26 protein-coding genes and 1 riboswitch are annotated in these 24870 nt (G+C 50.0%); of the genes, 11 read left to right on the top strand and 15 right to left on the bottom strand.

Going from position 1 to position 24870, the window contains the following annotated elements:
- Positions 1 to 22 precede the first annotated feature (22 nt).
- From J3B89_RS03140 to J3B89_RS03130, 3 genes are all read right to left on the bottom strand, one after another.
- Positions 23 to 1360: a HipA domain-containing protein gene (locus J3B89_RS03140; RefSeq protein ID WP_215396036.1), complete on the bottom strand. Its 1338-nt coding sequence runs from the start codon at positions 1358 to 1360 to the stop codon at positions 23 to 25.
- Positions 1360 to 1650, bottom strand: coding sequence for a helix-turn-helix domain-containing protein (locus J3B89_RS03135; RefSeq protein ID WP_215396035.1), 291 nt, complete (start codon positions 1648 to 1650; stop codon positions 1360 to 1362). The genes J3B89_RS03140 and J3B89_RS03135 overlap by 1 nt, the downstream gene beginning before the upstream one ends.
- A gap of 227 nt (positions 1651 to 1877) precedes the next feature.
- On the bottom strand, positions 1878 to 2738 hold the full coding sequence (locus J3B89_RS03130) for a YicC/YloC family endoribonuclease (RefSeq protein WP_215396034.1): 861 nt from the start codon (positions 2736 to 2738) through the stop codon (positions 1878 to 1880).
- 249 nt (positions 2739 to 2987) lie between these two features.
- Here J3B89_RS03130 and rph point away from each other — a divergent pair, with 249 nt between their 5' ends.
- From rph to J3B89_RS03115, 3 genes are all read left to right on the top strand, one after another.
- Positions 2988 to 3701, top strand: coding sequence for a ribonuclease PH (rph, locus tag J3B89_RS03125; protein ID WP_215396033.1), 714 nt, complete (start codon positions 2988 to 2990; stop codon positions 3699 to 3701).
- Positions 3702 to 3734: 33 nt separating this feature from the next.
- Positions 3735 to 4382, top strand: coding sequence for an orotate phosphoribosyltransferase (pyrE, locus tag J3B89_RS03120; RefSeq protein ID WP_215396032.1), 648 nt, complete (start codon positions 3735 to 3737; stop codon positions 4380 to 4382).
- A gap of 184 nt (positions 4383 to 4566) precedes the next feature.
- Positions 4567 to 4938 carry a diacylglycerol kinase gene (locus J3B89_RS03115; RefSeq protein ID WP_215396031.1) on the top strand — a complete coding sequence of 124 codons (372 nt, stop codon included), beginning with the start codon at positions 4567 to 4569 and terminating at the stop codon, positions 4936 to 4938.
- Between the two features lie 188 nt (positions 4939 to 5126).
- Here J3B89_RS03115 and slmA read toward each other — a convergent pair whose 3' ends face one another.
- Genes slmA through coaBC form a run of 3 tightly spaced genes read right to left on the bottom strand, consistent with a single transcriptional unit; the run spans position 5127 to position 7436 of the window.
- A complete protein-coding gene (slmA, locus tag J3B89_RS03110) occupies positions 5127 to 5717 on the bottom strand; it encodes a nucleoid occlusion factor SlmA (protein ID WP_215396030.1) in 591 nt (196 codons plus the stop codon).
- Position 5718: 1 nt separating this feature from the next.
- The gene (gene dut / locus J3B89_RS03105) at positions 5719 to 6177 is read right to left on the bottom strand and encodes a dUTP diphosphatase (protein ID WP_215396029.1); all 459 of its coding nucleotides are present in this window, start codon (positions 6175 to 6177) and stop codon (positions 5719 to 5721) included.
- A 47-nt stretch (positions 6178 to 6224) separates the two neighbouring features.
- Positions 6225 to 7436 (bottom strand): bifunctional phosphopantothenoylcysteine decarboxylase/phosphopantothenate--cysteine ligase CoaBC, encoded by a 1212-nt coding sequence (gene coaBC / locus J3B89_RS03100; RefSeq protein WP_215396028.1) that lies wholly within the window; start codon positions 7434 to 7436, stop codon positions 6225 to 6227.
- 82 nt (positions 7437 to 7518) lie between these two features.
- Here coaBC and radC point away from each other — a divergent pair, with 82 nt between their 5' ends.
- The 5 genes from radC to mutM all read left to right on the top strand — a co-directional run bounded on the left by radC (position 7519) and on the right by mutM (position 10147).
- Positions 7519 to 8193, top strand: a complete 675-nt coding sequence (gene radC / locus J3B89_RS03095; protein WP_215396027.1) for a RadC family protein — start codon at positions 7519 to 7521, stop codon at positions 8191 to 8193.
- Between the two features lie 164 nt (positions 8194 to 8357).
- Positions 8358 to 8594: a 50S ribosomal protein L28 gene (gene rpmB, locus J3B89_RS03090; RefSeq protein ID WP_040551802.1), complete on the top strand. Its 237-nt coding sequence runs from the start codon at positions 8358 to 8360 to the stop codon at positions 8592 to 8594.
- A gap of 10 nt (positions 8595 to 8604) precedes the next feature.
- Complete coding sequence (gene rpmG / locus J3B89_RS03085; RefSeq protein ID WP_008219722.1) at positions 8605 to 8760, top strand: 50S ribosomal protein L33; 156 nt, start codon at positions 8605 to 8607, stop codon at positions 8758 to 8760.
- A 92-nt stretch (positions 8761 to 8852) separates the two neighbouring features.
- Positions 8853 to 9335 (top strand): hypothetical protein, encoded by a 483-nt coding sequence (locus tag J3B89_RS03080; protein WP_215396026.1) that lies wholly within the window; start codon positions 8853 to 8855, stop codon positions 9333 to 9335.
- 2 nt (positions 9336 to 9337) lie between these two features.
- A complete protein-coding gene (mutM, locus tag J3B89_RS03075) occupies positions 9338 to 10147 on the top strand; it encodes a bifunctional DNA-formamidopyrimidine glycosylase/DNA-(apurinic or apyrimidinic site) lyase (protein WP_215396025.1) in 810 nt (269 codons plus the stop codon).
- 145 nt (positions 10148 to 10292) lie between these two features.
- Here the strand turns inward: mutM and J3B89_RS03070 are convergent, their stop codons facing one another.
- The 3 genes from J3B89_RS03070 to J3B89_RS03060 all read right to left on the bottom strand — a co-directional run bounded on the left by J3B89_RS03070 (position 10293) and on the right by J3B89_RS03060 (position 13669).
- The gene (locus J3B89_RS03070; protein ID WP_215396024.1) at positions 10293 to 11912 is read right to left on the bottom strand and encodes a BamA/TamA family outer membrane protein; all 1620 of its coding nucleotides are present in this window, start codon (positions 11910 to 11912) and stop codon (positions 10293 to 10295) included.
- Between the two features lie 89 nt (positions 11913 to 12001).
- Positions 12002 to 12853, bottom strand: a complete 852-nt coding sequence (locus J3B89_RS03065; protein ID WP_215396023.1) for a mechanosensitive ion channel family protein — start codon at positions 12851 to 12853, stop codon at positions 12002 to 12004.
- Positions 12854 to 12865: 12 nt separating this feature from the next.
- On the bottom strand, positions 12866 to 13669 hold the full coding sequence (locus J3B89_RS03060; RefSeq protein ID WP_215396022.1) for a DUF432 domain-containing protein: 804 nt from the start codon (positions 13667 to 13669) through the stop codon (positions 12866 to 12868).
- A 293-nt stretch (positions 13670 to 13962) separates the two neighbouring features.
- On the opposite strand from J3B89_RS03060, the gene mgtE reads away from it, so the two are divergent.
- Positions 13963 to 15306 (top strand): magnesium transporter, encoded by a 1344-nt coding sequence (gene mgtE / locus J3B89_RS03055; RefSeq protein ID WP_215396021.1) that lies wholly within the window; start codon positions 13963 to 13965, stop codon positions 15304 to 15306.
- Positions 15307 to 15349: 43 nt separating this feature from the next.
- Here mgtE and J3B89_RS03050 read toward each other — a convergent pair whose 3' ends face one another.
- From J3B89_RS03050 to J3B89_RS03025, 6 genes are all read right to left on the bottom strand, one after another.
- Complete coding sequence (locus tag J3B89_RS03050; RefSeq protein WP_215396020.1) at positions 15350 to 16117, bottom strand: M15 family metallopeptidase; 768 nt, start codon at positions 16115 to 16117, stop codon at positions 15350 to 15352.
- Positions 16118 to 16260: 143 nt separating this feature from the next.
- Positions 16261 to 16671: a hypothetical protein gene (locus J3B89_RS03045; RefSeq protein WP_215396019.1), complete on the bottom strand. Its 411-nt coding sequence runs from the start codon at positions 16669 to 16671 to the stop codon at positions 16261 to 16263.
- Position 16672: 1 nt separating this feature from the next.
- The gene (locus J3B89_RS03040) at positions 16673 to 17587 is read right to left on the bottom strand and encodes a cation diffusion facilitator family transporter (RefSeq protein WP_349814180.1); all 915 of its coding nucleotides are present in this window, start codon (positions 17585 to 17587) and stop codon (positions 16673 to 16675) included.
- A gap of 86 nt (positions 17588 to 17673) precedes the next feature.
- Positions 17674 to 18876, bottom strand: a complete 1203-nt coding sequence (gene arsJ / locus J3B89_RS03035) for an organoarsenical effux MFS transporter ArsJ (protein ID WP_215396018.1) — start codon at positions 18874 to 18876, stop codon at positions 17674 to 17676.
- Positions 18877 to 18899: 23 nt separating this feature from the next.
- On the bottom strand, positions 18900 to 19910 hold the full coding sequence (locus tag J3B89_RS03030) for an ArsJ-associated glyceraldehyde-3-phosphate dehydrogenase (protein ID WP_215396017.1): 1011 nt from the start codon (positions 19908 to 19910) through the stop codon (positions 18900 to 18902).
- A gap of 38 nt (positions 19911 to 19948) precedes the next feature.
- Complete coding sequence (locus J3B89_RS03025) at positions 19949 to 20722, bottom strand: metalloregulator ArsR/SmtB family transcription factor (RefSeq protein ID WP_215396016.1); 774 nt, start codon at positions 20720 to 20722, stop codon at positions 19949 to 19951.
- A 138-nt stretch (positions 20723 to 20860) separates the two neighbouring features.
- Between J3B89_RS03025 and J3B89_RS03020 the strand changes: the two genes are divergently transcribed.
- Entirely contained in the window at positions 20861 to 22492 is a 1632-nt protein-coding gene (locus J3B89_RS03020) for a methyl-accepting chemotaxis protein (RefSeq protein WP_215396015.1), read from the top strand.
- 108 nt (positions 22493 to 22600) lie between these two features.
- Positions 22601 to 22697, top strand: a riboswitch (TPP riboswitch).
- A 23-nt stretch (positions 22698 to 22720) separates the two neighbouring features.
- Entirely contained in the window at positions 22721 to 24847 is a 2127-nt protein-coding gene (locus J3B89_RS03015; RefSeq protein ID WP_251372181.1) for a TonB-dependent receptor, read from the top strand.
- Positions 24848 to 24870: the final 23 nt, after the last annotated feature.

Genomic DNA, 24870 nt, shown 5'->3' with positions numbered 1-24870 from the left:
TTGTAGCAAATTCATCATGCGTCTATACCTTGATAAAGGGAATATCGACTGCCTGCGTTTTTAAGTGGATTGTTCTCGCAACTATGTTGTCACGCAATACCAGAAAGTACTGAATATCATCAGAGGTAATGCTGGGCAGATCTTTCAGATGATTAATTAGTAATTCATCGGAAAGCTGGTTTAGGACTTTATCTGCTAAGCCAACTAACAGTCTCGACAATAGCTTTTTATCGATCTTACAAGTTTCTGCAAAATCTGCCAGTTGATAAGCGTGTATGGAGTCAGGTTCAAATTCATCTCCCATCGCCATTGCTAGCACATGCTTGAATTGTGGGAACATCGAGACATTAACTAAATCGTAAGCCGGGGTAAAGCGGGCAGTGCTGTCGTCGAAATACAGCGACACGTTTTTGCCGTGACTGTCGTAATTGCCGATCATTAAATTGAACAACTGCCAGTGGATCAGCCATTGCATGCTTTCTACGGGCGAAGACATTTTCCGACAAAACCCAAATAGCTTCTCTAAACTTGCACCATCACGGATGTGTTTAACGTCCCGGCCATCGCCAAGGTTACGCTCATATTTATGATCTCTCGATAAGTTAAGTGCTTGGCAGCCATCTATTACGTGGCGTCTCAATACTCTGTTATTGTCCCTCACGTATTTGCGATCAAACCGCTTAACGATAAGCGCCGGATGAGGACCGAATCGCCTAAACGCCACGTCGGCTGTGGGTAAGCCAATTGCAGTTGAAAGCTTCATGCAGAAGAACTCGTTTAATACGAGGTTTGGACAGTTTTTCTTTTCAAATTTCAGAATATGGGTAGAGCACAGTGAGCCGTCACCAAAGCCAAGGTGGCCGGCTTCATCAATAAAAACATTTAATTTGTCCTGCACGCCAGCCACACTTAGCCGGGGCTTGTCATCCCATGTCAGCAGGCCAAACTCTTCTTTAATGTTAAGTCTTTCAATTAACTCAGCTTCTTCAAGTAGCCTAAAGCTGGGTTGCGTCTTATCTACATGCTTCTCTTCAACGGGGCTAAATACAACGGCCCCTGCTAAATCATTACCAATAGCACGCACTTGCGAATAGACGTTTTTTTCCGAAACGCCTAAGTTTTCTGCCAGCAGCTTTCGCGCTTCACCTTCCGGTAGGGCGTTATCAAGATAGTTGTAGGCAACTTCCGGTGTATGCTGATTATTAAGTGGCAAATGCGGTGAAATGGCAAAACCCTGTTGCTGCCAATGCGGTGCATAGCTAAGTCTTAATAGGTTAGTGCTGTTATCCAGTGCCAATGTTCCTATGACATCATCACCATAAGTTACCTTTAGTTGGTATGCGTCGATTTTCGCCATCATCAAATCCACTTCCTTCCACCTGAGGTGGGAATCGCTGCCGATGTCAGCTCTTTCGAAGTCAGTTTAATGCCCAAGCCGTTTAACACAGAGAATACTGCAGCTAAGGTGCAATTTGCGTTGCCGTTTTCAATACGTGACAGGGTGTTAATGCCGACCCCGCATAGCGCCGCACAGTCGGCTAATTTAATACCGAGTTCTGTCCGCTTCGCTTTAATCAGTTGTCCCAGTATTCCGGCGTTATCGATAAATACTGAATCAGGCATATCTGAAACCGTTACTTTTTTTGCCATGATGTTGGCTCTGCTTTAGCTATTAATCACCATATTTGGTGATTATAGAGGGGTATTGAGAAATTTCAAATATAATCACTAATAACGGTGAATATACGCAGTTAATGAAAGATTTCTTAAATAAATAACCGATAGTGGTGATTAATTGCTGGGTTGTATTAGAAAAAAGCCCTGTATTTGCAGGCAAATAACAGGGCTTTTTAGTTGATCTTTGAAGAGTGGAAAAGTTATTCAACGTTTTGGATCTGTTCGCGCATCTGCTCAATTAACACCTTTAACTCCACCGCCGCGTTGGTGATCTCGGTGCTTATGGCTTTAGACGACAGCGTATTTGCTTCGCGGTTAAATTCCTGCATCATAAAATCGAGACGCCGACCGCAAGCGCCGCCTTTTTTCAGGGTGTGGCGGGTTTCTTTAATGTGGGCGTCGAGGCGGTCGAGCTCTTCAGCCACGTCAGACTTTGACGCTAAAAACGCCATTTCCTGCTCTAAACGGCCTTGTTCAATATCGGCTTTAATTTCATTTAAACGGTTAACAATGCGGTCGCGCTGCCATTGCATCGCCTGTGGCAGATGGCTGCGGACAAAGGCTACCTGCTCGCTAATGGCGGTTAAACGCTGCTGAATCATTTCTTCTATAGCGTCACCTTCGCGGCCGCGGCCGGCTAAAAAGTCTTGTAAGGCAGCATCAAAACCGGCCAGTAGCTCAGCTTGTAAGCTATCTAAATCTTCGGTTGGCGTTTCCATTACACCGGGCCAGCGCAGAATGTCGGCAATATTTAACTGGGCTTGCGGCGCCTTTTGCAGTAATTGTTGTGCCTTTTGCAGTAATTGCTCGGCGAATACTTCATTTAACGTGAGTTCGCCAGCGGCCTGGTTGGCATGGTAGCGCAGGTTTACTTCTATTTTGCCGCGTTGCAGGCTGTTGCGTAGTTTGTCGCGCAGCAAGCTTTCTAAGCCGCGAAACTGCTCCGGCAAGCGGAAGTAGGATTCCAGGTAACGCTGGTTTACCGAGCGGATTTCCCACTGGGCGGTGCCCCAGCTGGCTTTGGTTTCGTGGCGGGCGAAGGCGGTCATGCTGTGGATCATAAAAGACTCTCTGGCGACAAATAAACACCGAGTATACCGCAGGAACACGGATTTTGGCGAATTGCTCGCCCTAACAGTCGTTAACCCTTTAAACGCGTCGCCTTTCAAACTGCACGGGTGTTGGCTGCAGCTACGTGCCCCAATCACTTAGTAACGCTAAGCTCATGGGGCTCGCAGCCTGGCCGCCTACGTGCATTTAGAAATTCATAGCGTATAATGGCGAACATTGTTAATTTCAGGAGTGCAGCTATGCGTCCAAGTGGCCGAACCGCCAGTCAGATCCGTCCCCTTACTTTTACCCGTCAATTTACCGCTCATGCTGAAGGCTCAGTATTGGTTGAATTTGGTAATACCAAGGTGATTTGTACCGCCAGCGTAATTGAAGGAGTGCCACGCTTTATGAAAGGCCAGGGTAAAGGCTGGGTAACGGCTGAATACGGTATGTTGCCGCGCGCTACCCATACCCGCAATGACCGCGAAGCGGCACGTGGCAAACAGGGCGGCCGCACGATGGAAATTCAGCGCCTTATTGGCCGCGCGCTACGCACGGCGGTTGATTTAAAACTATTGGGTGAAAATACGATTACTATCGATTGTGATGTGATTCAGGCCGATGGCGGTACCCGCACGGCCTCTATTACCGGTGCTTGTGTAGCGCTGGTTGACGCGCTGAATTTTATGCGTGCTAAAGGTATGATAAAAACCAACCCGCTGAATTTTATGGTAGCTGCGGTATCGGTCGGTATTTATCAAGGCACAGCGGTAGCCGATTTAGACTACGCCGAAGATTCAAATGCGGAAACGGATATGAATATCGTGATGACTGAAACCGGCAAAGTGATTGAAATTCAGGGCACCGCCGAAGAAGCGCCGTTTAGCTTTGAAGAAATGCAGCAGATGATGGATTTAGGCAAGCATGCTATCCGTGAAATTATCGATGAGCAAAAGCGCGTGCTGGCTTAAGACTTATTAAGGTTTGAAGGTAAAGATCAGGCTATGAAACAGTTTCAACGTGATTTTATTGAGTTTGCGCTGTCGCGCCAGGTGCTTAAGTTTGGCAGTTTTACGCTGAAATCCGGCCGTACCAGCCCGTACTTTTTTAATGCCGGTTTGTTTAACACCGGCGGTGATCTGGCCAAACTTGGTCGTTTTTATGCCGCAGCATTGCAAGATAGCGGCCTGGAATTTGATGTACTGTTTGGCCCGGCTTATAAAGGTATTCCTATTGCCACTACTACTGCGGTGGCATTGGCCGATCATTATAACCGCGATGTGCCGTACTGTTTTAACCGTAAAGAAGCCAAAACCCATGGTGAAGGCGGTAATTTAGTCGGCTCGCCGCTAAAAGGCCGTATTATGCTGGTGGATGATGTAATCACTGCTGGCACGGCGATTCGTGAGTCGATGCAGTTAATTCAGGCGCAGGGCGCTGAGCTGACCGGGGTGTTAATTGCACTGGATCGGCAAGAGCGCGGCCAGGGGGAGTTGTCGGCGATCCAGGAAGTGGAGCGCGACTTTAATACTAAGGTGATCTCGATTATCAGCCTGCCGGATTTAATCAGCTATTTGGCCGATAAGCCGGAGATGGCGCAGCATCTGGATGCGGTAAAAGCTTACCGGGCGCAATATGGTGTGCATGCTTAAGGACAACCGGGCTGCAGATTAGGGTACAGTGTCAGGAAATGCTTTCTGCACCGGCTTCAAGGATCACATCCCTGTGCCCTCTCAGCCTGCGCGGCATCCATGCCGCTGTTCCGAAAGCACACCTGACCCTGTACCTGATGTTTCGGCGTTAGCCTGATAAAAACAGCAACTAAGGACAGCAAAGATGTTAAAGCCCAATGGCACTGGAATAGGCCGCATTATTAAAGCAGCAAAGTGTTCTATGCAGGGCTTTGCTGCCAGTTGGAAGTTTGAGTCTGCTTTTCGGCAGGAAACTACCTTAGCCGTTATCTCAGTGCCGTTAGCGGCCTGGTTGGCCACGTCAGTAAGCCAGTTTGCGCTGTTGGTGAGTGTCTGGTGTTTGGTATTGGTAGTGGAGCTATTAAATTCTGCGATTGAATCACTGACTGACCGCGTTGGCCTGGAGCGGCATGAGTTGTCGGGCCGCGCTAAAGATATGGGTTCGGCGGCGGTGTTTGTTAGTTTAGTAATAGTGGCGCTGGTATGGGGCGCGGCGCTGTACGAGCGCTTTGTTTGAACCGGAGTTGAATTAGGAAGGGATTAGGTGTGCTTTCGCAGCAGCGGCATGGATGCCGCGCAGGCTGAGAGGGCACATGGATGTGCTCCTTGAAGCCGGCGAAGAAAGCATTTCCTAATCCCAGACGTTACTACCTTAGTTGCCGCTGCTACGAAAGCACAGCAGCCACGCTGCTCTCACGTTATGATTTAGCTAAACAGAGCAGTTTGTAGTTGTGCCCACTGATTAGCCCAGTGCTGGGTTGGTAAGCGGGTAAAACCAGAGCGGACAAACTGGCTTAGCTTACCCTCTACCGTGGCCAGCAGCAGGTTTGCCAGCTCGCCTTCGTCGATACTAAAGCCTTTACCTTCACGCAGCTTACGCTCACGCAGACATTGCTTTAACTGGGTTTCCAGCTTTTCAAATAACTGGGCTACCCGTTCTTGCAGGCGTTCCTGCTCGCCTTGCAAGGCATCACCGGTGAGAATACGGCAAATACCGGGGTTACGTTCGGCGAACACTAATATCAGCTGCAGAATAAGCCCGGTACGGCTGGCGGTGTCTTTATGTTCGTCCAGAATGCCATTAATGCGTGATAGCAGGGTATCTTCGATAAACTCAATTAAGCCTTCAAACATCCGTGCCTTACTGGGAAAGTGCCGGTATAGCGCTGCTTCAGATACGCCGACTTTTTCTGCCAGTGCGGCGGTGGTAATACGCTGGCCGTTATTGCTTTGCAACATGGCCGCAAGGGCCTGCAAAATATCTTCTTTACGGTTACTACGACGAGGTGCCGGCATCTTAAGCTTTACCTGATGAGCCAAAACCGCCTTCGCCGCGCGCTGTCTGCTCAAAACTGTCGACAATATTAAATTCTGCCTGCACTACCGGCATAAACACCAGCTGGGCAATGCGATCACCCGGCTCGATAGTAAAGCTGTCATTGCCGCGGTTCCACATAGATACCATTAACGGGCCCTGATAATCCGAGTCGATTAAGCCAACCAGATTGCCCAACACGATGCCGTGCTTATGGCCAAGGCCAGAGCGGGGCAGGATAGTGGCGCATAAATTGGCATCACCGATAAAAATAGATAAACCGGTAGGAATTAATGTCGTTTCACCTGGTGCCAGTGTCAGCGTGCTGTCTATACAGGCGCGTAAATCTAACCCGGCAGAGCCCGGTGTGGCATAAGCCGGTAACGGAAATTCTGTACCAATACGCGGGTCAAGTATTTTTAAATCAATGGCTTTTTTCATTTACGGCTTAACTCTTATTTTATTGATAATTAGTCTTTTAATGGTAATTAGCTGGCGGAAAACCGGGCATAAATATGCTGCAGTATGGCTTTGGCTAAATCAGCTTTGGGCTGGGCTTCTAATGCCTGCTCGCCATGCTGCCACACCAGGGTGACAGCATTATGATCGCTGTTAAAACCCAGTTCAGTGCCTGATACGTCATTAGCGCAAATTAAATCCAGCTTTTTGCGTGCCAGTTTATCTTTGGCGTATTGCAGTACGTTTTGTGTTTCTGCGGCAAAACCTACAGTAAAGGGGCGTTGTGCGGAAAGTGCCGCAACAGCGGCAATGATATCGGGGTTTTTTACCAGCTTCAGCTCAAGGCTGTCGCCGGCAGTTTTTTTCATCTTTTCACTGGCAACCTCTGCCACCCGATAATCGGCTACAGCGGCACAGCCAATAAAAATATCGCTTTGTACCGCCTGCGCCAGCGCGGCGTTATGCATCTGCTCTGCTGTGGTCACGTCAATGCGTGTTACGCCTGCCGGTGTGGCTAACTGCACCGGGCCGCTAATCAGAGTTACCTGTGCGCCCATAGCTACGGCGGCTTGCGCTAAGGCAAAACCCATTTTGCCGGAGCTGTGGTTAGAAATATAACGCACCGGATCAATAGCTTCACGCGTTGGGCCGGCAGTGATTGTGATTTTTATGTTATTAAGTTGCTGTTCAGCTGAAAAATGTTTTTCTAGGGCGCTGACCAGTTCTAACGGCTCCAGCATGCGGCCTGAACCAACATCACCGCAGGCTTGTTCACCCACACCAGGGCCATAAATGTAAAAATTATGTGCTTTTAAAGTGGCTAAATTATTCTGGGTAGCTATGTTTTTATACATCTGCTGGTTCATTGCAGGCGCTACAGCAACAGGTGCCGCAGTGGCCAGCACGCAGGTTGTCAGCAAATCGTTGGCTAAGCCATGCGCTATGCGGGCGATAATATCGGCACTGGCCGGGGCAATTAACACGATGTCAGCCCATTTTGCCAGCTCGATATGGCCCATGGCGGCTTCAGCTGCCGGGTCCAGCAAGCTGGTGCTTACCGGGTTGCCGGATACTGCCTGCAGTGTTAGCGGGGTAATAAAGTGCTGGGCTGCGTCGGTTAAAATAACCCGTACATCCGCGCCGCGTTCTTTTAAGCGGCGTACTAAGTCTGCACTTTTATAGGCGGCAATACCGCCACTGATACCTAACAAAATGTGTTTTTGGGCAAGGGTTTGCAACATAACAGAGACACCGGAACCGGAAAAAACTGGCGATAAGATAGCATGGAAACACAAATTCAGCATCAATTCAGGGAGGGATAGCATGAGTATTCGTCACTGGCCGGCCACAGAGCGGCCAAGGGAAAAACTGCTCGACAGAGGCGCGACAGCACTGTCAGACGCCGAGTTACTGGCTATTTTTTTGCGCACCGGTATAGCCGGTACCGATGCGGTAACGCTGGCACGGCAGTTGTTAAATCAGTTTGGATCGTTAAGGCGTTTACTTGGTGCCAGCCAGGCTGATTTTTGTTCGGCCAAAGGCTTGGGTGAGGCCAAGTTTGTACAGTTGCAGGCTGTGCTGGAGCTGAGCAAACGTTATTTGCATCAGCAAATGCAACGCGATACCGTGTTTACCGAGCCCGCTACCGTGAAACGTTATTTGCAGCATGCTATCAGTGGTGAGCAGCGCGAAGTTTTTCTTTTACTGTATTTAGACAGCCAACACCGGCTGATTAAAGCCGAGCCGTTATTTGCTGGCACTATAGATGCCTCGCCGGTGTATCCGCGTATTGTAGTTCAGCAGGCTTTAGCGCATAATGCCGCCGCTGTTATTCTGGCGCACAATCATCCCTCTGGCGTGGCTGAACCAAGCCGGGCGGACAGAGCGATTACTGAACGATTAATTCAGGCGTTAATGTTGGTAGATATCAAGGTATTGGATCACTTTATTGTGGGCGATGCTGATGTAATCTCCTTTGCAGAGCGTGGCTGGCTGTAAAGAACCGCCGGGATCCTTGCCGGATCTCTGCGCGCGGGCGAAAGATTTCGCTTGAATAAGGCGGCTTATTCGTGTATAAATTGCGCCCTCTTGTTTTGGGGCAACCTTCTTGGCCAGAAGGGTGATGACAGCTCGAGCTGATGTAATTTTGGAGAACTATTGACATGTCTAGAGTGTGCCAAGTAACTGGCAAAGGTCCGATGGTGGGTAACCGTCGTTCGCACGCCAACAATGCTACTAAGCGCCGTTTCCTGCCTAACCTGCAAACTCACCGTTTCTGGGTTGAAAGTGAAAACCGTTTTGTTACATTACGTACTTCTACCCGTGGTATGCGCATCATCGATAAGAAAGGTATCGATGCGGTATTAGCCGAAGTGCGTGCTAACGGTCACAAGGTGTAAGGAATAAAAAATGCGCGATAAAATCCGTTTAGTTTCTTCTGCAGGCACTGGTTTCTTCTATACAACAACGAAGAACAAGCGCACCATGCCAGAAAAAATGGAAATCAAAAAGTTTGATCCTAAAGTGCGTAAGCATGTGATTTTCAAAGAAGCGAAAATCAAGTAATCGAACACAGAAACCCGGCCAACGCCGGGTTTTTGCTTTTTAAAGCCCGCCTAAGTTACTATGCCGCAAAGCTTTTGCACACAGGTATGGTTATGCTAAAACTTTCCCGCCGTAACTGGAACAATGTACTGATTTTTGCAGTGCTGATACTAATGTTTGCGCTGTACGGTATACCGCAGCGTTTAGCACAGTTTAATGCGCCTGAGCACAGGTTGCTCCCCGCTGATAGTGAACTACTGATGGTAGCTTTTGCTAATACGCGGCTTGTTAAAGCCGGGCCGGTATGGCAGTTACAACCCCCACTCAGTAAGCCGCTGGATGCAGCACAGTTGGCAGTGGCCTGGCAGCATAGTTTGCTTACGCCGGTTGAGGTGGGTACAGATAAAAGCCGTGTACCGGTAGCACAGGCCAGTGTACAGCTGGTGGGGCAAACGGCACCGCTTATTTGGTTATTGTATCCGGCGTCTGATACCGGTAACGGCCGGTATTTGCTGCAACAGGCCGGGCAGCAGCAGTTTTACCAGTTAAGCGCCGCCCAGGCTGCGCAATTGTTTTTAATCGATACAGCGGAGTAACCGTGCCAGAATTACCGGAAGTTGAAGTATCGCGCCAGGGCATTAGCCCTTATCTGGAAAACCAGCAATTAGTTAACGTGGTGGCACGCCAACGCCAGCTACGCTGGTGGGTACCGGATGAGGTGCTGGCGCAACTAAACCAGCCGATTTTGTCGGTAACGCGCCGTGCCAAGTATTTGCTTATTCAGCTGCCTGAAGGCGATATTATTTTGCATCTGGGTATGTCGGGCCATTTAAAGGTTATACCGGCTGATACGCCTGCAACTAAGCATGATCATATTGATCTGGTATTAGCCAGCGGTATGCTGCTTAGGTTAAACGATACCCGCCGTTTTGGCGCTGTGTTGTGGCAACACAAGGGAGAAACCCACCCGTTACTGGCCAGCCTGGGGCCGGAGCCATTGAGCGATAGTTTTAATCTGGCGCATTTAACCGCGGCTTTTGCCAGGCGGGGCAGTGCAGCAAAACTGGTGCTGATGGATAACCATGTGGTGGTAGGCGTGGGTAATATTTACGCCAACGAAGCCTTATTCAAAGCCGGTATTTTGCCATCTAAACCGGCCAAAGCGGTAACAACACGACAACTGAAAAAACTGTTGCCGGTGATCAAAGACACGCTGGCAGCAGCCATTAAGCAGGGCGGTACTACGTTAAAAGATTTTAGCCAGGCTGACGGTAAGCCTGGCTATTTTGCCCAGCAATTGCTGGTGTATGGCCGCGGCGGCCAGCCTTGTTTAACCTGTGGCACGGTATTAAGTGAAATTCGGCTTGGCCAGCGCAGCACCGTGTTTTGTCCGAAGTGTCAAAATTAACAATTCAAACGGCTAGTTGAGTTTAGGCGAAAACCGGTTTGCCTACGTCAACACGCCGTGAACCCCTCCCTGGGGGCTCGATTCGGCCATCCTGGCCTGCAACGGTTGACTTAGGGCAAGCCGGTTTTCGTCAGATAACTTAGAACTAAAAACGTTTTTTCGCAGTAACCCGCCACTGCCAGGCATCCAGCTCAGGGTTGTCGGTAAAAGGATGGGTTAGATCAATATGGATCATGGTGCCACGGCTGGAATGCGACGACAGCAAACGGATACCACCACCGACACCAAACAACACGCCATCATCGATATTGCTGTCAAAATCCTGCTCGGCACCCCAGCTGCGGCCGGCATCAACAAAGCTGGCAAAGCCTACGTCCAGCAATTGTAATATTGTCCAATCGGTAAAGTAGCGGTATTCGGCAGTGGCAACAATACGGCTGTCACCTCGTTGGTAGTACAGCGGAAAGGCACGCAGGCCGGTGTCACCGCCCAAGTAGAGGGTGTTATCCTGGAACAGCTGACGGCCAAATTCAGCGTTGATAATACCTACCGCACTACTGCTGTTGTTTAACTGATGTACCAGCTGCAGCTGATTACTAAACAAATGCTGGTTCATTTGTTTTAACCATAGCGCCTGATAGCGGCTGTTACCCAGCAAGAAGGTGTCGCTGTTTAGCTGCCATACCTTGGCCAGCTCAGAATCCAGTTGCCAGCCAGGCTTGTCTGCACTAAGCCATGACTGCAAACGGCCAATGCGTAACCGTGCCTGCCAGCCCAGGTTAATATCTTCTACCCGGTTAAACTGGTTAATGTTAAACAGCTTTTTATAGTCAGTTTGCAGCATCTGGTATTCCAGCCAGACAGAGGACAAATTGCGATCTTCCGGCACGGTATACTGGGTTTCATCAATATACTGAAATTTAGTATCGTCCAGCGTTATACCCACGTTAAGCCGGTGAATGCGGTTGCCCTGCTCTGCAATTTTAAAACCGGCGTAACTTTCAAACCATTTTTGTTTGCGGTGGTACAGGTTTACTTCATCACCCAGCAGATAGTCTTTAATTTCTTCTTTTTTCTGCTCTATATCTAAACTGAATGCCCACTTGGATGACAGCCGGTAAAAAGGCCGTGTCAGCGCAAAGTGATAGCTTTCGCCGTCTGAGTTATCGGCGTAGCGGGTGAGGGTATTCCAGTGGGTGCCAAAGATATTCGGCGAGGCAAAACTCAGCAGATAGCCGCTACGTTCACTGTCTTTTGCGTAGTCCAGCTGTAGCTGGTTACCGGTACCCAGCAGGTTATCGTCGGCAATACCTAGGGAGTAGTCGGTTTCACCACCTTCGCTGCTAAAATCTATTTTGGGCAGTAAAGACCAGGTGTCCCAGGTTTCTACCAGTATATCGACGCTTTGTGTATCTTCGCAGTAGCGGATCACATTGACGGAGGCCTCGCGGATGTAACCACGGCTGCGCAGTAAGCGTTCGGTTTCCTCCAGATCATGCAGGTTAAGCGGCTCTCCGGGCAGAAACAGCAAATCGTCCTGTATTGTAGGTTCTTTGGTTACAATGTGGCTGTAGTTAGCAAAGCGGTGCAGCCAGAATGTGCCTTTCTCGTTCAGGTCGAATACGTTATTACGTTGGTATTCGATATTACCCACTTTAACGCCTTTGGGTAGCGTGGTATTACTTTGTGGGCTGACTTCAGTGCAATCAGCCCAACTGGTACAGCAGAAAACAGCGGTTAATAAGCAGCTTAGACTGCGAAACATAAGCCTGCTCCTCTGGCTGACGGTAAGGTAGAGTCTGTAGCAATAGTGTTACCAGTTAACGTTATTTCAGCGTACTTAGCAAGTAAAGCCTATACCGGCTTGTGCTGTTTTACCGGGTCAGCATCCTCTGTTGGTAGCGGTGTAGCCTGTTGTGCCAGATAAACGGTACGCTGCGGAAATGGAATTTCAATACCAGCTTTATCAAACGCCAGTTTAATTTCCTCCTGCAGGCTGTTGCGTAAATCGCGGAAGTTTTCCCGCTTTGCCCATACTGAAAATTGAATATTCAGCGATGAATCACCAAAGCCGAGAAATAAAAACATCGGGCTGGGTTCGTCCAGGCATAAGGGGTTATTGTCGGCCACGCTCTGCATTACCTGGCGCACCTGTGAGATATTTTCTTTGTAAGCGACGCCTATTAATAAATCAAAACGCCGGATCGGAAAGCGTGTCAGGTTGGTCATTTCGCTTTTAATCAGGCTTTCATTTGGAATGCGCACATAAAGATTATCAAAGGTACGCAGTTTTACCGACAGTAAATCTATCGATAATACTTCACCGGTAGTGTTGCCTACTTTAATGGTGTCGCCCAGCTGAAATGGCTGCTCACCAATTAAAAATAAGCCGCTAATCAGGTTAGATGCCGAGGTTTGTGAAGCAAACCCCAGCGCAACCGATAGCACACCGGCGGCACCAAGTAATACGCTAAGCGAAAAGCCCAGCTGTTTTAGCGCCGAAGCTATAAACAACGCCAGTAATAGCCAGTACACTAGGCGTTTAAATAACACCACATGATGCTGTGAAAAGCTTTTGAGCAGAATACGGCCGATAGCACGTGACGCCAGGCCTGCGATAACAAAACCGGCAAGCAGCAGAATTGTTGCTCTTAACAGATGGCTGGCTTGTTCTGATTCCAGCCAGTGCAGTAGTTGTTCAGTCATATTGCCTCTGGGTTATTCAGCAAAAATATGGGTAAAGGCGCGGATCAGGCTATGTTTTTCCGGCACAGCCCGCGCCGGGCTTACCAGGGTTGCTCCACTGGCGTCAGTTGCCGACAAAGTGCCGGTTTTAAAGCGGGCCAGGCTGTTGGCGCCTTCGTGTTGCAAGGTTATCGGGTCGGTCCACAAATTGCCATCAGCCGAACTGTAAACGGCCAGATAAGGCACAGGAATACTGATTTTGCTCAATGACAGCATTTGTTTTGACGTGTTTTGCACCACTACGGGTGTAATGGCACGATGTGGCCGCAGAGGCAGCTCGTTTTTATTGTGGCGGGCATGGGTTTTGTCAGCGTAGCATAATTCGCCCACCTGAGTAGAAGGGCCAAACCAGGTATCGGATAAACGCGTTATGGCAATTTCCTGCAACAGGTATTCCGGTTGTTGCAAAGACACCCGTACGCTTACCGGAGAGCTGATATACAAGGTGGTTTGTTCAGCAGGAGGTATATGCACAGGTTGCAGCGTTTTCACCACGACAGGCCTGTCCATCAGCACGGGTTTCAGGCACAATGCCGCCGGGCTTTGACGAAACATATAACGTTCGGCTTTTAGCTGCGGCGGCATACAAATTGCCGCAGAGCTACTAAGTAATTCGCGTTCGCCCATGCTGCCGGTGCGTTCATATGCCAGCAACCACTGTTGCGCCTGGCGTTTAAAATAAATACTTAACGGGCCTATGTTGAAGCTCCAGCAACTGTCAGCGGCCAGTTCAATTGGCAGCCACCAGGCATTATCTGCTGAGTTTTTTGTTGTCATATAGTTTGCTCAATCATGGTACTGCAGCAATCTTAGCAAGAAGACTGTATAAGTCCTATCGGCGTTTTGGCAATATTCAGTTGAGATTCACTGCTATGCTTTATAAAATAGCGCAATATTTTGCTTATTCAGCAACAGGTTAATTAACTTAGCCGGAGATTTATCACCCTTATGGACGTGCCCAGTAGCAGGCCTTGCCTGCAAACACCCATTTTTTGCAATTGTTTCGCCAATTGTGCCGCTTAGTGAGGTAGCCTTCAGCCCTTACTAAGCTTGTTTAGTAAGAGGTTGCTATGGAATTACCTGCGCTGATCAACACGCTGCGCACCGCGCTGGAATCAGATACTGTACATTTGCTGCGTGAGCGGCTGGACGATGTGCACCCCGCCGACCTTGCCAGTGCGCTGGTTGAGTTTGCGCCTCAGGATCTATGGACGCTGTTAACAGTGTTGCCAAGGGCTGAGCAAGCAGAAGTATTTGGCTATTTACCGGCAGAAGAACAGGTCAAATTATCGATTAGTATCAGCCGTCGTAAACTGGCACCTATCATCCGCCAGATGTCGTCTGATGAGCGCGCCGATTTATTCAACCGCTTAAGTGATGAACAACGCGAAACTCTGCTGCCCGCACTGGCACAAGCTGAGCGTGAAGACTTATTGCGTCTGACATCGCATGAAGAAGGCACCGCTGGCGCTATTATGACGTCTGACTACGCCATTCTTGCCGCTGAGCTGACAGTGGCACAGGCGCTGGACTCACTGCGCCGTGAAGCGCCGGACAAAGAAACCATTTATTCTGCCTATGTGGTAGATGCTGCCCGTAAATTAATCGGTGTGGTGTCATTGCGCGATCTTATTCTGGCACCGCTGCATATGCCGATAGAAGAGCTGATTAACCACGATCCTATTTATGCCAGTGTTGATATGCCACAGGAAGAAGTAGCGTCGTTAATCGCTAAATATGACTTACTTGCATTACCTATTGTTAACAGCGAGCACCAGATGGTGGGTATTGTAACCTACGATGATGCGATGGACGTTGCAGCAGAAGAAGCCACAGAAGATTTCCACAAAACCGCCACCATCGGCAAGCTGGAAACCAGTGTAAAAGACGCTGGTATCGGCCTGTTATACCGCAAGCGGGTACTTTGGCTGGTGATCCTGGTGTTTGGCAATATTTTCTCCGGTGCAGGTATTGCTTATTTTGAAGGCACAATATCTGACAATATAGCGTTGTTATTCTTTTTGCCCTTGCTGATAGGCAGCAGTGGTAATGCCGGGGCACAATCCGGCACTCTGATGGTAAGGGCTCTGGCTACCGGTGAAATTAAGCTGCGCGACTGGGGCTATTTGCTTGGCAAGGAATGCCTGGTTGCCGGTTTGCTCGGCCTGACGATGGCTGCTGCTGTAGTCGGGCTAGGCTGGTGGCGTGGCGGATATGATATTGCGCTGGTGGTATCACTCACTATGATGCTGGTAGTACTGGCAGGTAGTTTAACGGGCTTATCTCTACCGTTCCTGCTCAGCCGTTTTAACCTTGACCCGGCTACCGCCAGCGGGCCGTTAATTACCTCTCTTGCTGACGTTGCTGGTGTGGTGTTGTACTTTTCTATTGCGACCTGGTATCTGGGGCTTTAACAAAGCAGCACTGCGTATGTTACGCAGTGCTGTAAGAAAATGGCTAAGCAAATGCCAGATAACCGCTGTGGCAGTATCCGTCGGCTAAACCGTCACCCTGAATATCTATCTGGCTCCAGTCGCCGCTGGTCTGCATTACCGTAATCAGCTGGCCACTGCGTAATGTGGTTTTAACATCAAAGCTTGTACCCGGGCCTGCCCGCAGGCGTAAACCATCGCGGGCTATTACTGTAGCGCGCTTTAAACCAGCTTGCGCCAGCGTGTTGCTTGCCTCAGGTTCTGGAGCATTAGCCGGTAATGGTGGACGACCAAATTGTGCAGCCGGTAACGGTGGGGCCAGTGGTGTGCCGTGCCAGCTAACAATGGCTTGTTGCAGGTTTTCAGCCCAATCGCTATCACCATCCGGCGGGTAGCTGCCGCTGCGCAGTTGTGCCAGCTGCATACCCTGCATTTGTAAATGCGGCAACTCCCAGCTTAATGGCTCCAACTGCTGCAACTGCGCCAGTTTATGCAGTTTTTTCCACCAGGCTTTGCGCTCGCCGCTATCATCCCAGCTCCATTTGCCGTCAATATAAAGTACAAAATCGGCAGCAACGCCATACTGGTGCAATGAGCTCCAGGCATCGGCATTGGTTACTTTGGCGCCGGGGCGTGTGCGGCCCTGGCTATACAGCTCGCGTTGTCGCTGTGGCGAGCGAAAGCCCTCAAATAATCTGAAAGGTAAGTTTGCGCGGGCAAGTTCCTGCAACAGCAACTCGACTTTTTGCCGGAAAGTCGGATGCAGGTGTTCCATCACCATATCTCTGGCCATAGTAAAAGCTCCTCCGTTACCCCGGTGTTACCGGGTTAGCCGCAGCCTGCGGCTGGTATGAAGTATAGCTGGTGGGTATAGGGGCGGCATGCGGTTTTACTTATTGGCTGAGGCTGAAAAATCACTGCCGCAGGTTGATGTAACTAACTAAATACAACATTCATGCGAATTATGCTTAGTACGGCAAGAGCAATATAGGTAATCGCCACAGTTGGCTTTAACGCCTGACGCAGGTATGACATAGCCAGGGCGGTGATGCCGCCGCGTTGTTGCTGCCAGGCGCTGTGCCATTGCATACCAATGTCCTGATTTTGTGCCAGTGCCTGCTCTAACTGTAACAGCCGCCCGGCGGTGCGCTGCTGCACTGTGCGCAGTAAGGCTTCATGCAGCCAGAATAAGGCTATTGCTGCGAATTGAACGCGCAAACTACTGCCGCTATACAGCAGCCAAAACCAGACCAGCAGGCTAAGCAGTTTTAGCCACAGCGCCTGCATATCCATTTTGTCGTAACTCTGTTGCAGGCAGAGCCATTCAGATCGGGTACGTACGGTCATGTTAAACTCCTTTATATTCCGTTACAGGGTTGGTGGGCGTGCCATGCGCATGCTGTGGTTCTATATGTACGCTAAGTTCAACGCCCAGCTGCTGCATAGCCAGTTCGGCGTCGTCAGCTAATTGATGCGCCTGCTCTACTGTCCAGTGGCCGGGTACCTGCATATCTACCTGGGCAAACTGCAGGGTGGCTGCTGCGCGGGTGCGCAGGTTAATAAACTGCACTTTACCGCTGGCAAAATGCTCCAGCGCCTGTGCTATTTCACTGATGCGGCTGTCAGGCAGGGCTTTGTCCATCAGGCCGTTTGCCGCACGATACAAAATGCCACCACCTTCATGCAGAATATGCAGCGCAACGGCAATAGCCACAGCTGCATCTAACCAGTTGTGGCCGCTGAGCACAGCAAGGCCAACGCCGATAACCACACCGGCGGTGGTCCAGACATCAGTTAGCAGGTGCTTGCCATCGCCTTCCAGAGCAGGGGAGTTATACTGCTTACCGCCTTTTAGCAACAGCATGGCAATAGCCAGGTTAATCAGGCTGGCCAGCACCGTAAGCAAGGTGCCTATACCCAGCGTAGAAATAGGCTGCGGGTTAAACAGGCGTTCAATAGCTGTGGTAAGAATGACCAGTGCAGCCAGAAAAATCATGCCGCCTTCAAAGGCGGCCGATAAATATTCCGCTTTGCTGTGGCCATAAGGGTGGCTGTTGTCTGCCGGGCGGCGGGCCAGACTTACCATGGCCAGCGCAAAACCTGCGCCGGCAACGTTAACCAGAGATTCTACTGCGTCAGATAAAAAACCGACCGAGCCGGTAAGGTACCAGGCCAGTGACTTAAGTGCCATAGTGGCAAAGGCACCCACTAAAGACAGCAGCAGTAACTGGCGTGCGCCTAAGTTTAACATGGTGTAATTCACAATTTATCAGCGGCTTACTGCAGTGTAGAGCAGCCGCTGCCTGATGTCATCTGGTGTCATGCATTGTCAGGTGATGCCATATGATGTTATGCGTGGTGTTTGGGTAAAAGCAGCGATACCAATACGGTAGCCACCAGCATGGCAGACGAGATCCATAAACAGGCCGTTAAGCCTGCCAGCTGATATACCCAGCCGGATAACACCGTACCAATAAGGCGGCCCATGGCATTGGCCATATAGTAAAAGCCGACATCCAGTGACACGCCATCGCTTTTCGCCATGCTGACAATCATATAGCTGTGTAAGGAGGAATTAATGGCAAACACGGCGCCAAACAGCAGCAGACCACCAAGCAAAGCAGTTTCTGCCTGCCATTGTTGCTCAAGCGCTACCGCAATAGCGGCTGGTATGGCACACAAGAGCAGTGCCCATAGCGTTAAAGTGCGGCCATCAGGCAGGGTGGTTTTGCCGGTAAGCAAGGGGGCCATACTTTGCACCGCGCCATAGCCAATAACCCATAATGCCAGAAAGCTGCCCACTGCCCAGTGACTCCAGCCAAACTGGCTGGCCAGCGTTAACGGCAGCGCAATAACAAACCAGACATCGCGGGCGCCAAACAACAGCATACGTGCGGCTGACAGTAAATTAATTGCCCGGCTTTTTGACAACAGCTCAGTAAATTTGGGCTTGGTTTTACTTTTACCTAAATCGGCTTTTAAGCGCCATAAACTTAGCAACCACACTGCACTTAGTGTCAGCAACATAAGTAGTATCGCAGTGCTAAAACCATACAGGCTTAGCAGTAAACCGCCGATAAAAAAGCCCACACCTTTAAGCGCATTTTTTGAACCGGTAAGAATAGCTACCCATTTAAATAAGGTGCTTTGAGCATTGTCTGCCACCAGCAGTTTAATGCTGCTTTTGGCACTCATTTTATTTAAGTCTTTGGCGACGCCTGATAGTGCCTGCGCTGCCATTACCCAGGGCACAATTAAATATTGTGCCGGTAGCAGTAACATACCCAGTGCCAGTATTTGCAGCAACAGACCGATGTTCATGGTTTTATTCAGGCCGATGCGGGCACCCAGCCAGCCGCCAACCAGGTTGGTAATAACGCCAAAAATTTCATAAAACAAAAACAGCATGGCAATGGCCAGTCCACTGTAACCCAGGCTATAAAAATGCAGCACCACCAGCATGCGCAGCGCGCCATCGGTCAGGGTAAAAGCCCAGTAATTAGCTGTTACCAGCATATACTGGCGCAGCTGCGGGCTTAGTGTGCTTAGCATAGACTTGTTCCGGTTAGCATTGCTTAGTGTTTGTCCTGCAGGCCAACCAGTTTGGCCAGTTCAACCGTGCGGTTGGCGTAGCCCCATTCATTATCGTACCAGGCATAAATTTTTACCTGAGTGCCGTTAACCACCATAGTGGATAGTGCATCAATAATGCTTGAGCGCGGATCGGTTTTATAATCTACCGACACCAGAGGCCGGGTTTCATAACCGAGAATATCTTTTAACTCACCCTCTGAGGCGGCTTTTAGCAGGGCGTTGACTTCATCGCTTGTGGTGGCGCGCTCTACTTCAAAGACGCAGTCAGTTAACGAGGCATTAGCCAGCGGCACGCGCACCGCATGGCCATTTAAGCGGCCTTTAAGCTCAGGGAATATTTCGGTAATGGCGGTAGCCGAGCCGGTGGTGGTTGGGATTAAGCTGCTGCCACAGGCTCGGGCGCGGCGTAAGTCTTTATGTGGTGTATCCAGGATACTCTGGGTATTGGTTAAATCGTGAATGGTGGTAATGCTGCCATGCTTAATGCCCAGCTGTTCGTGTATTACTTTTACCACCGGTGCCAGGCAGTTAGTGGTGCAACTGGCGGCGGTAACAATGCGGTGCATGTCTTTATTATATAGCTGCTGGTTTACGCCCATTACCACGTTTAATACACCCGGCTCTTTTACCGGTGCGCTTACCACCACCCGTTTTACGCCCTGGGCTAAATACGCTTCAAGTACAGTTTTACTTTTCATCTTGCCAGACGCTTCAATAACTACATCACATTGTGACCAGTCGGTATCAGCAATGGCTTTGTTTTGGCTTACAGCAAGCGTTTTGCCGTTGATCAGGATGTTATCGCCTTCTGCCACGGCATTGTGGCGCCAGATGCCGTGCACTGAGTCAAAGTTCAGTAAGTGGGCAAAGGTGGCCGCATCGGCAGCCGGGTCATTAATTTGTACAAATTCCAGCTCGGGCCAGTCAAACGCCGCGCGCAATGCCAAACGCCCAATGCGGCCAAAGCCATTAATACCTACTTTAATTGTCATCTTGTTGATCCTGTTTGTTAACTATACTGCTAAGTCACTCAGTTACATAGCGCGACGCGTTGCGGTCTGTCGCCCATCTGGTTAAGTTTGCTAAGGTTATCAGCGATAAGGTCGCCGTTATTTTCTGCCGTAAGCTGCAGTACTGTTAATGCCCAGTCTGGCAGGTTATCGGCTAAGCGGTAAAACACCCACTGGCCGTGGCGGCGGTCTTGCAAAATAGCCGCTTTACGCAGCTGAGCCAGATGGCGGGAAATTTTCGGCTGGGTTTCAGTCAGTGCAGCAGTTAACTCACAGACGCACAGTTCTTGTTGCTGCTGGATCAGTAACAGGGTTTTTAACCGGGTATCATCGGCCAGTGCTTTATAAAAACTTAATGCATCGCCAAGCTGCTCTGGCCCAGAGCGGTATTTCTGGCTGAACAGTAAGAAGTATTTAATCCGCTCGCTTAGCTCGTTTAACACCACATCAAAGGCTTTAGTACCGGCTTTGGGTTTAGGATCGGCAAAATCCCAGGCCAGAATTTGTGCTGCTTTTACCTGAGTAACGCAGCTTTGCCGGGCTTTGTCACACAGCGTAATAGCGTAGTCGAAATACCGCTCACTGAGGCTGGCTAAATCTTTACTGCGCAGGTGTTCAGCTGACATATGCCGGCTGTTTAATACTTCAAATACCCTTGGGTCTACCGGTTCTGGCGCGGTACCGGCACTAAATACGTCAAACTGGTCTCCCGCCATATGCCGGAGCAGGGCTTCAGCAAGCTGCGAGCGGGCTGAGTTGCCGGTGCAGATAAAAATAACGGACTTTTTGCTCATGGTAATTACCCTTTATACATATGTGAAATATCATATATCTGTTATTTTGCATGTCAATGGCGATTATTAATATTCACATAACTGTCATCTGGCCGCTTTACACTGCCGCCAGTTTTAAGCCGGACGTTGGGAGCGGTTATGTTGTCGAAGCTGAAAATCTCCAGCAGGGTACTGATACTTGGTGTACTGCCGTTATTAATGTTGTTGCTGGTGTTAGCCGGTGCTTTTTGGTCGGCACAGCAAAAAGACAGGTTGTTTAATCAGCTGTATGATGATCATCTGGCGATTTTGTCTGATGTTATGGCGGTGCAGCAGATTTTACAGCAAACCGCATTGCAGGATATCCGTAAGTACCGTACCGGCTGGGCTTCAGCAGAAGCCACTGAACAAGTCATTAAACAACATATGGCGCAGGCGCAGCAGCACTGGCAGGGCTTTGTGCAAAGCAGGCCAATGCAGGATAACAGCGAATTTTATACCGAACTGGATCAGGCCTTTGCCAAAGCAGTTAAGCATTATGGCGAATGGATTAGTTATGCCGGCAGCGATGCGCTGCTGGTGCGTATTTTGAATGAGTCTACCGTTAACAGCGAAATCGAGCTTAGGATCACTGGCTTTACCCAACTGACCGAGGCGTTCATTCAGCAACAACTCAGTGCTGCAGTAACAGTGCGTGACAGAGCGCAGCATTTTACCGGGCAGTTGGTGCGGGCTTATTTATTGGGTGGCTTAGCGCTGGTATTGCTGGTTAGTGCACTGATTTGGGCGATACAGCGCTCTGTATGCCGGCCATTGCTGGCATTGCGTGACTTGCTGGTGCAGGTGGTTACCCGCTCTGATCTTAGCTTGCGGGCAAATGACAATGGCAACGACGAACTGGCACAAGCTGCCGGCGCACTAAATCAGATGATGCAGCATTTTGAGCAGCTGGTTGCCAAGCTGGGCCACAGTGCTGTGGCATTAAACCAGCAGGCAGGGCAGGTGTACGATATCAGTACTGAGGTAAACCAGAGTGCTGCCGTGCAGGCACGCCAGGCACAGCAACTGGCCGCCGCCGCAGAGCAGATGAGCAGCAGCGTGCAGCAGGTAGCGCAAAACGCCGGTGTTGCTGCACAGGCGGCAGTGAACGCAGAGCAGCTGTGCCAAAGTGGCCATACTGCTGCTGATAAAAGCGCCGCAGGTATCACAGCACTGGCTAAACAGTTACAGCATAGTGTTGAGGTGGTAAGTAGTTTGCAACAGGGCTCCGGCCAGATCTCAGGTGTGCTGGAGGTGATCGGTAAAATTTCTGAGCAAACCAATTTACTGGCGTTAAATGCCGCCATTGAAGCCGCCAGGGCAGGCGAGGCCGGACGCGGCTTTTCTGTGGTCGCTGACGAAGTGCGCACCTTGTCTGCCAATACCAAGCAGGCTACAGAGTCAATAAACGGCATGATTTCAAAGTTGCAGCAGCAAGCTTCTGACGCCGTACAGGTAATGCAGCAGGCGTATACACAGGCCAATACCAATGTGCAGCTGGCGCAGGACACTGGTAGCCGCTTTAATCAACTGGCCAGTGCGGTTGAGCATATCAGCAGTGCAAATGCTCAAATCCACACCGCCACAGCACAGCAGCAGGTGGTTTCAGAAAATATCGCCGCCACTATACATCAGCTAAACGATGAGGTTAGCCAGTTAAGCAATGAAGCCAGCCGCTCAGCCAGTGCCAGTGAGCAATTAACCCAACTGGCTGCCCAGCTAAATAACGACTGGCAGGTATTTGCCAATTAACTGACAAAGCTGCCGTATCACAGTACCCATTTCACCATAGCAAAGTAGCAACAGGCCACTGGTGTTGCTTTGTGCATTGCATGTACAAATAAAACGCTTTACACTTGCCGCGCAACCAAGGGGTGCAATAGCTGAGATGCCGCAAGGCGAACCCTTAGAACCTGATCCGGATTATACCGGCGGAGGGATGGTGCTAACTCCTCAAGCTGGTGTGATCTCTGTGTTGTTATGGAGATTCATACAAAAATGCGTTTTTTCCCATCGTTAATTACTGTTGCGGTATGCAGCAGTTTTGCTATTCAGATCAATGCAACTGAAACTGCCTCAGAGCCGGTTGATACGGCTATAGAGCGGATCCGTGTACAGGGTGATTTTCGCCAGCAGGCAGTACAACAGGTTGCCGGTAGTATCGTGCTGGTCAGTGAGCAGGATGTTAAGCGCACCTCAGCGCAACATCTGGATGACTTACTCAACCAGTTTGCCAATGTTAACTTTACCTCAGGTGCATCGCGTGGCCGCTATATTCAGATGCGCGGTATCGGCGAGCGTAGCGAATTTGTCGACACCATTAACCCATCAGTGGGCATACTGATTGACGGTATTGATTACTCGGGTTTAGGGATCAGTGGCATCAGTGATTTAGCCCAGTTGGAAGTATTTCGAGGCCCTGAAGCCAGCCGCTTTGGTGCCAATGCGCTGGCCGGTATGTTAAACCTGACTACCAAAGGCCCAACGGCGACGCCGGAGGGTAAGTTAAGCGCTACCCTGGCTAACTACAACAGCCGCCAACTGGCAGGCCAGTTTAGTAACAGCATTAATCAGCAACTGGGTTACAGTTTTTCACTGGAACAGCAAACCTCAGATGGTTTTATCGATAATGCCTATTTAAACCGCGACGATACCAACAATATCGATGAATTTACCGGCCGTTTTAAACTGCGTTATCAGCCATCAGATGCCCTGACACTGCAACTGGTTACGCACTTTACCGATCAGGATAACGGCTATGATGCGTTTTCGCTGGATCGCAACCGTACCACGCTGTCAGACGAGCCGGGGCAAGATAAGATCCGCAGCAAAGCGGTAGCGCTGCAGGCAGATTACCGTGGTTTGCCGTTTGCTACAGTGCTGGTGCAACTGAGTTATTTAACTGCCGACAGCGATTATGGTTTTGACGAAGACTGGAGTTATGTTGGTATTCACCCCGATGAATATGCCACTACCGATCGTTACTTGCGCAGCCGAGATCAACTTACGCTGGATTACCGGTTTATCTCCACGCCAGCGGGCAAGCTGGGTAACAGCGACTGGGTATTTGGCCTCTATGCCGCCAGTAAAAACTTCGATTTAACCCGGCAATTCTGGAACTGGGATTTATGGCAAGCCGACAGTTTTGTCAGTGAGCTCAGCCGTAGCAATGCCGCTGTGTATGGTGAGCTAAGCACGCCGCTAAGCAGTGGCTGGAGCCTGGTGTCGGGCCTGCGGCTGGAGCGTTATGACGATGACTACAGCGATATCAGCGGCAACAATATTAAAAACCACGACACTATGTGGGGTGCCAATCTAAGCCTGAATTATCAGGTTAATAGCCAGGCATTAATATACCTGCTGGCGTCACGCGGCTACAAAGCCGGCGGTGTAAACGGTGACGCACTGGCTAAAGCCGCCGATGACAGCTTAAGCGAGCTAAACAGCAAAGCCAGCTTTAAGCCAGAAACACTGTACAACGCTGAATTTGGTGTAAAGGGCAGTGCGCTGGACCAAAGCATAACCGCAAGGGTTGCGGCGTTTTATATGTGGCGTGACGATATGCAGGTAAAAGGCTGGCTTAATCCCGACAGCGGCCCGCAATTTGCCGGTTTTATTGATAATGCCGGTAGCGGCCGTAACTACGGTATTGAAATGGAAAACCGCCTGCAACTGCACCCGCAGTTTGCGCTGTTTTTATCTGCCAGCTGGCTTAAAACCAAGCTGGGTAATTATATTACGCTGGATGAAGAAAACTTCAGCGGCCGTGAGCAGGCTCAGGCGCCGCGCTTTCAATACAGTGTAGCCACTGACTGGTATATCACCGAAGCCCTTACCTTTAATGTCAGCCTGCAGGGCAAAGATGCCTTCTTTTACTCTGACGGCCACAATGCCCGCTCAAAACGTTACGAGCTGTTAGGCGCACGTTTAAGCTACCAGCTGACAAACTGGGAGCTGGCAGTATGGACCCGTAACGCGCTGGATCAGGATATTGGTGTACGTGGCTTCTACTTTGGCAACGACCCGCGTGACGGCTACGAGCCACATGTCTATGAGCAGTTTGCTGAACCGCGCCGCTTTGGCGTAACGGCCAGCTACCAGTTCTGAAGCGATTGATTATTTAAGGAGGG

The sequence above is a fragment of the Rheinheimera oceanensis genome (assembly GCF_018831085.1).
Taxonomy (GTDB): Bacteria; Pseudomonadota; Gammaproteobacteria; order Enterobacterales; family Alteromonadaceae; genus Alishewanella; species Alishewanella oceanensis.
The sequence above is the reverse complement of the archived record's forward strand: the minus strand, read 5'-3'. Positions and strand labels throughout refer to the sequence as shown.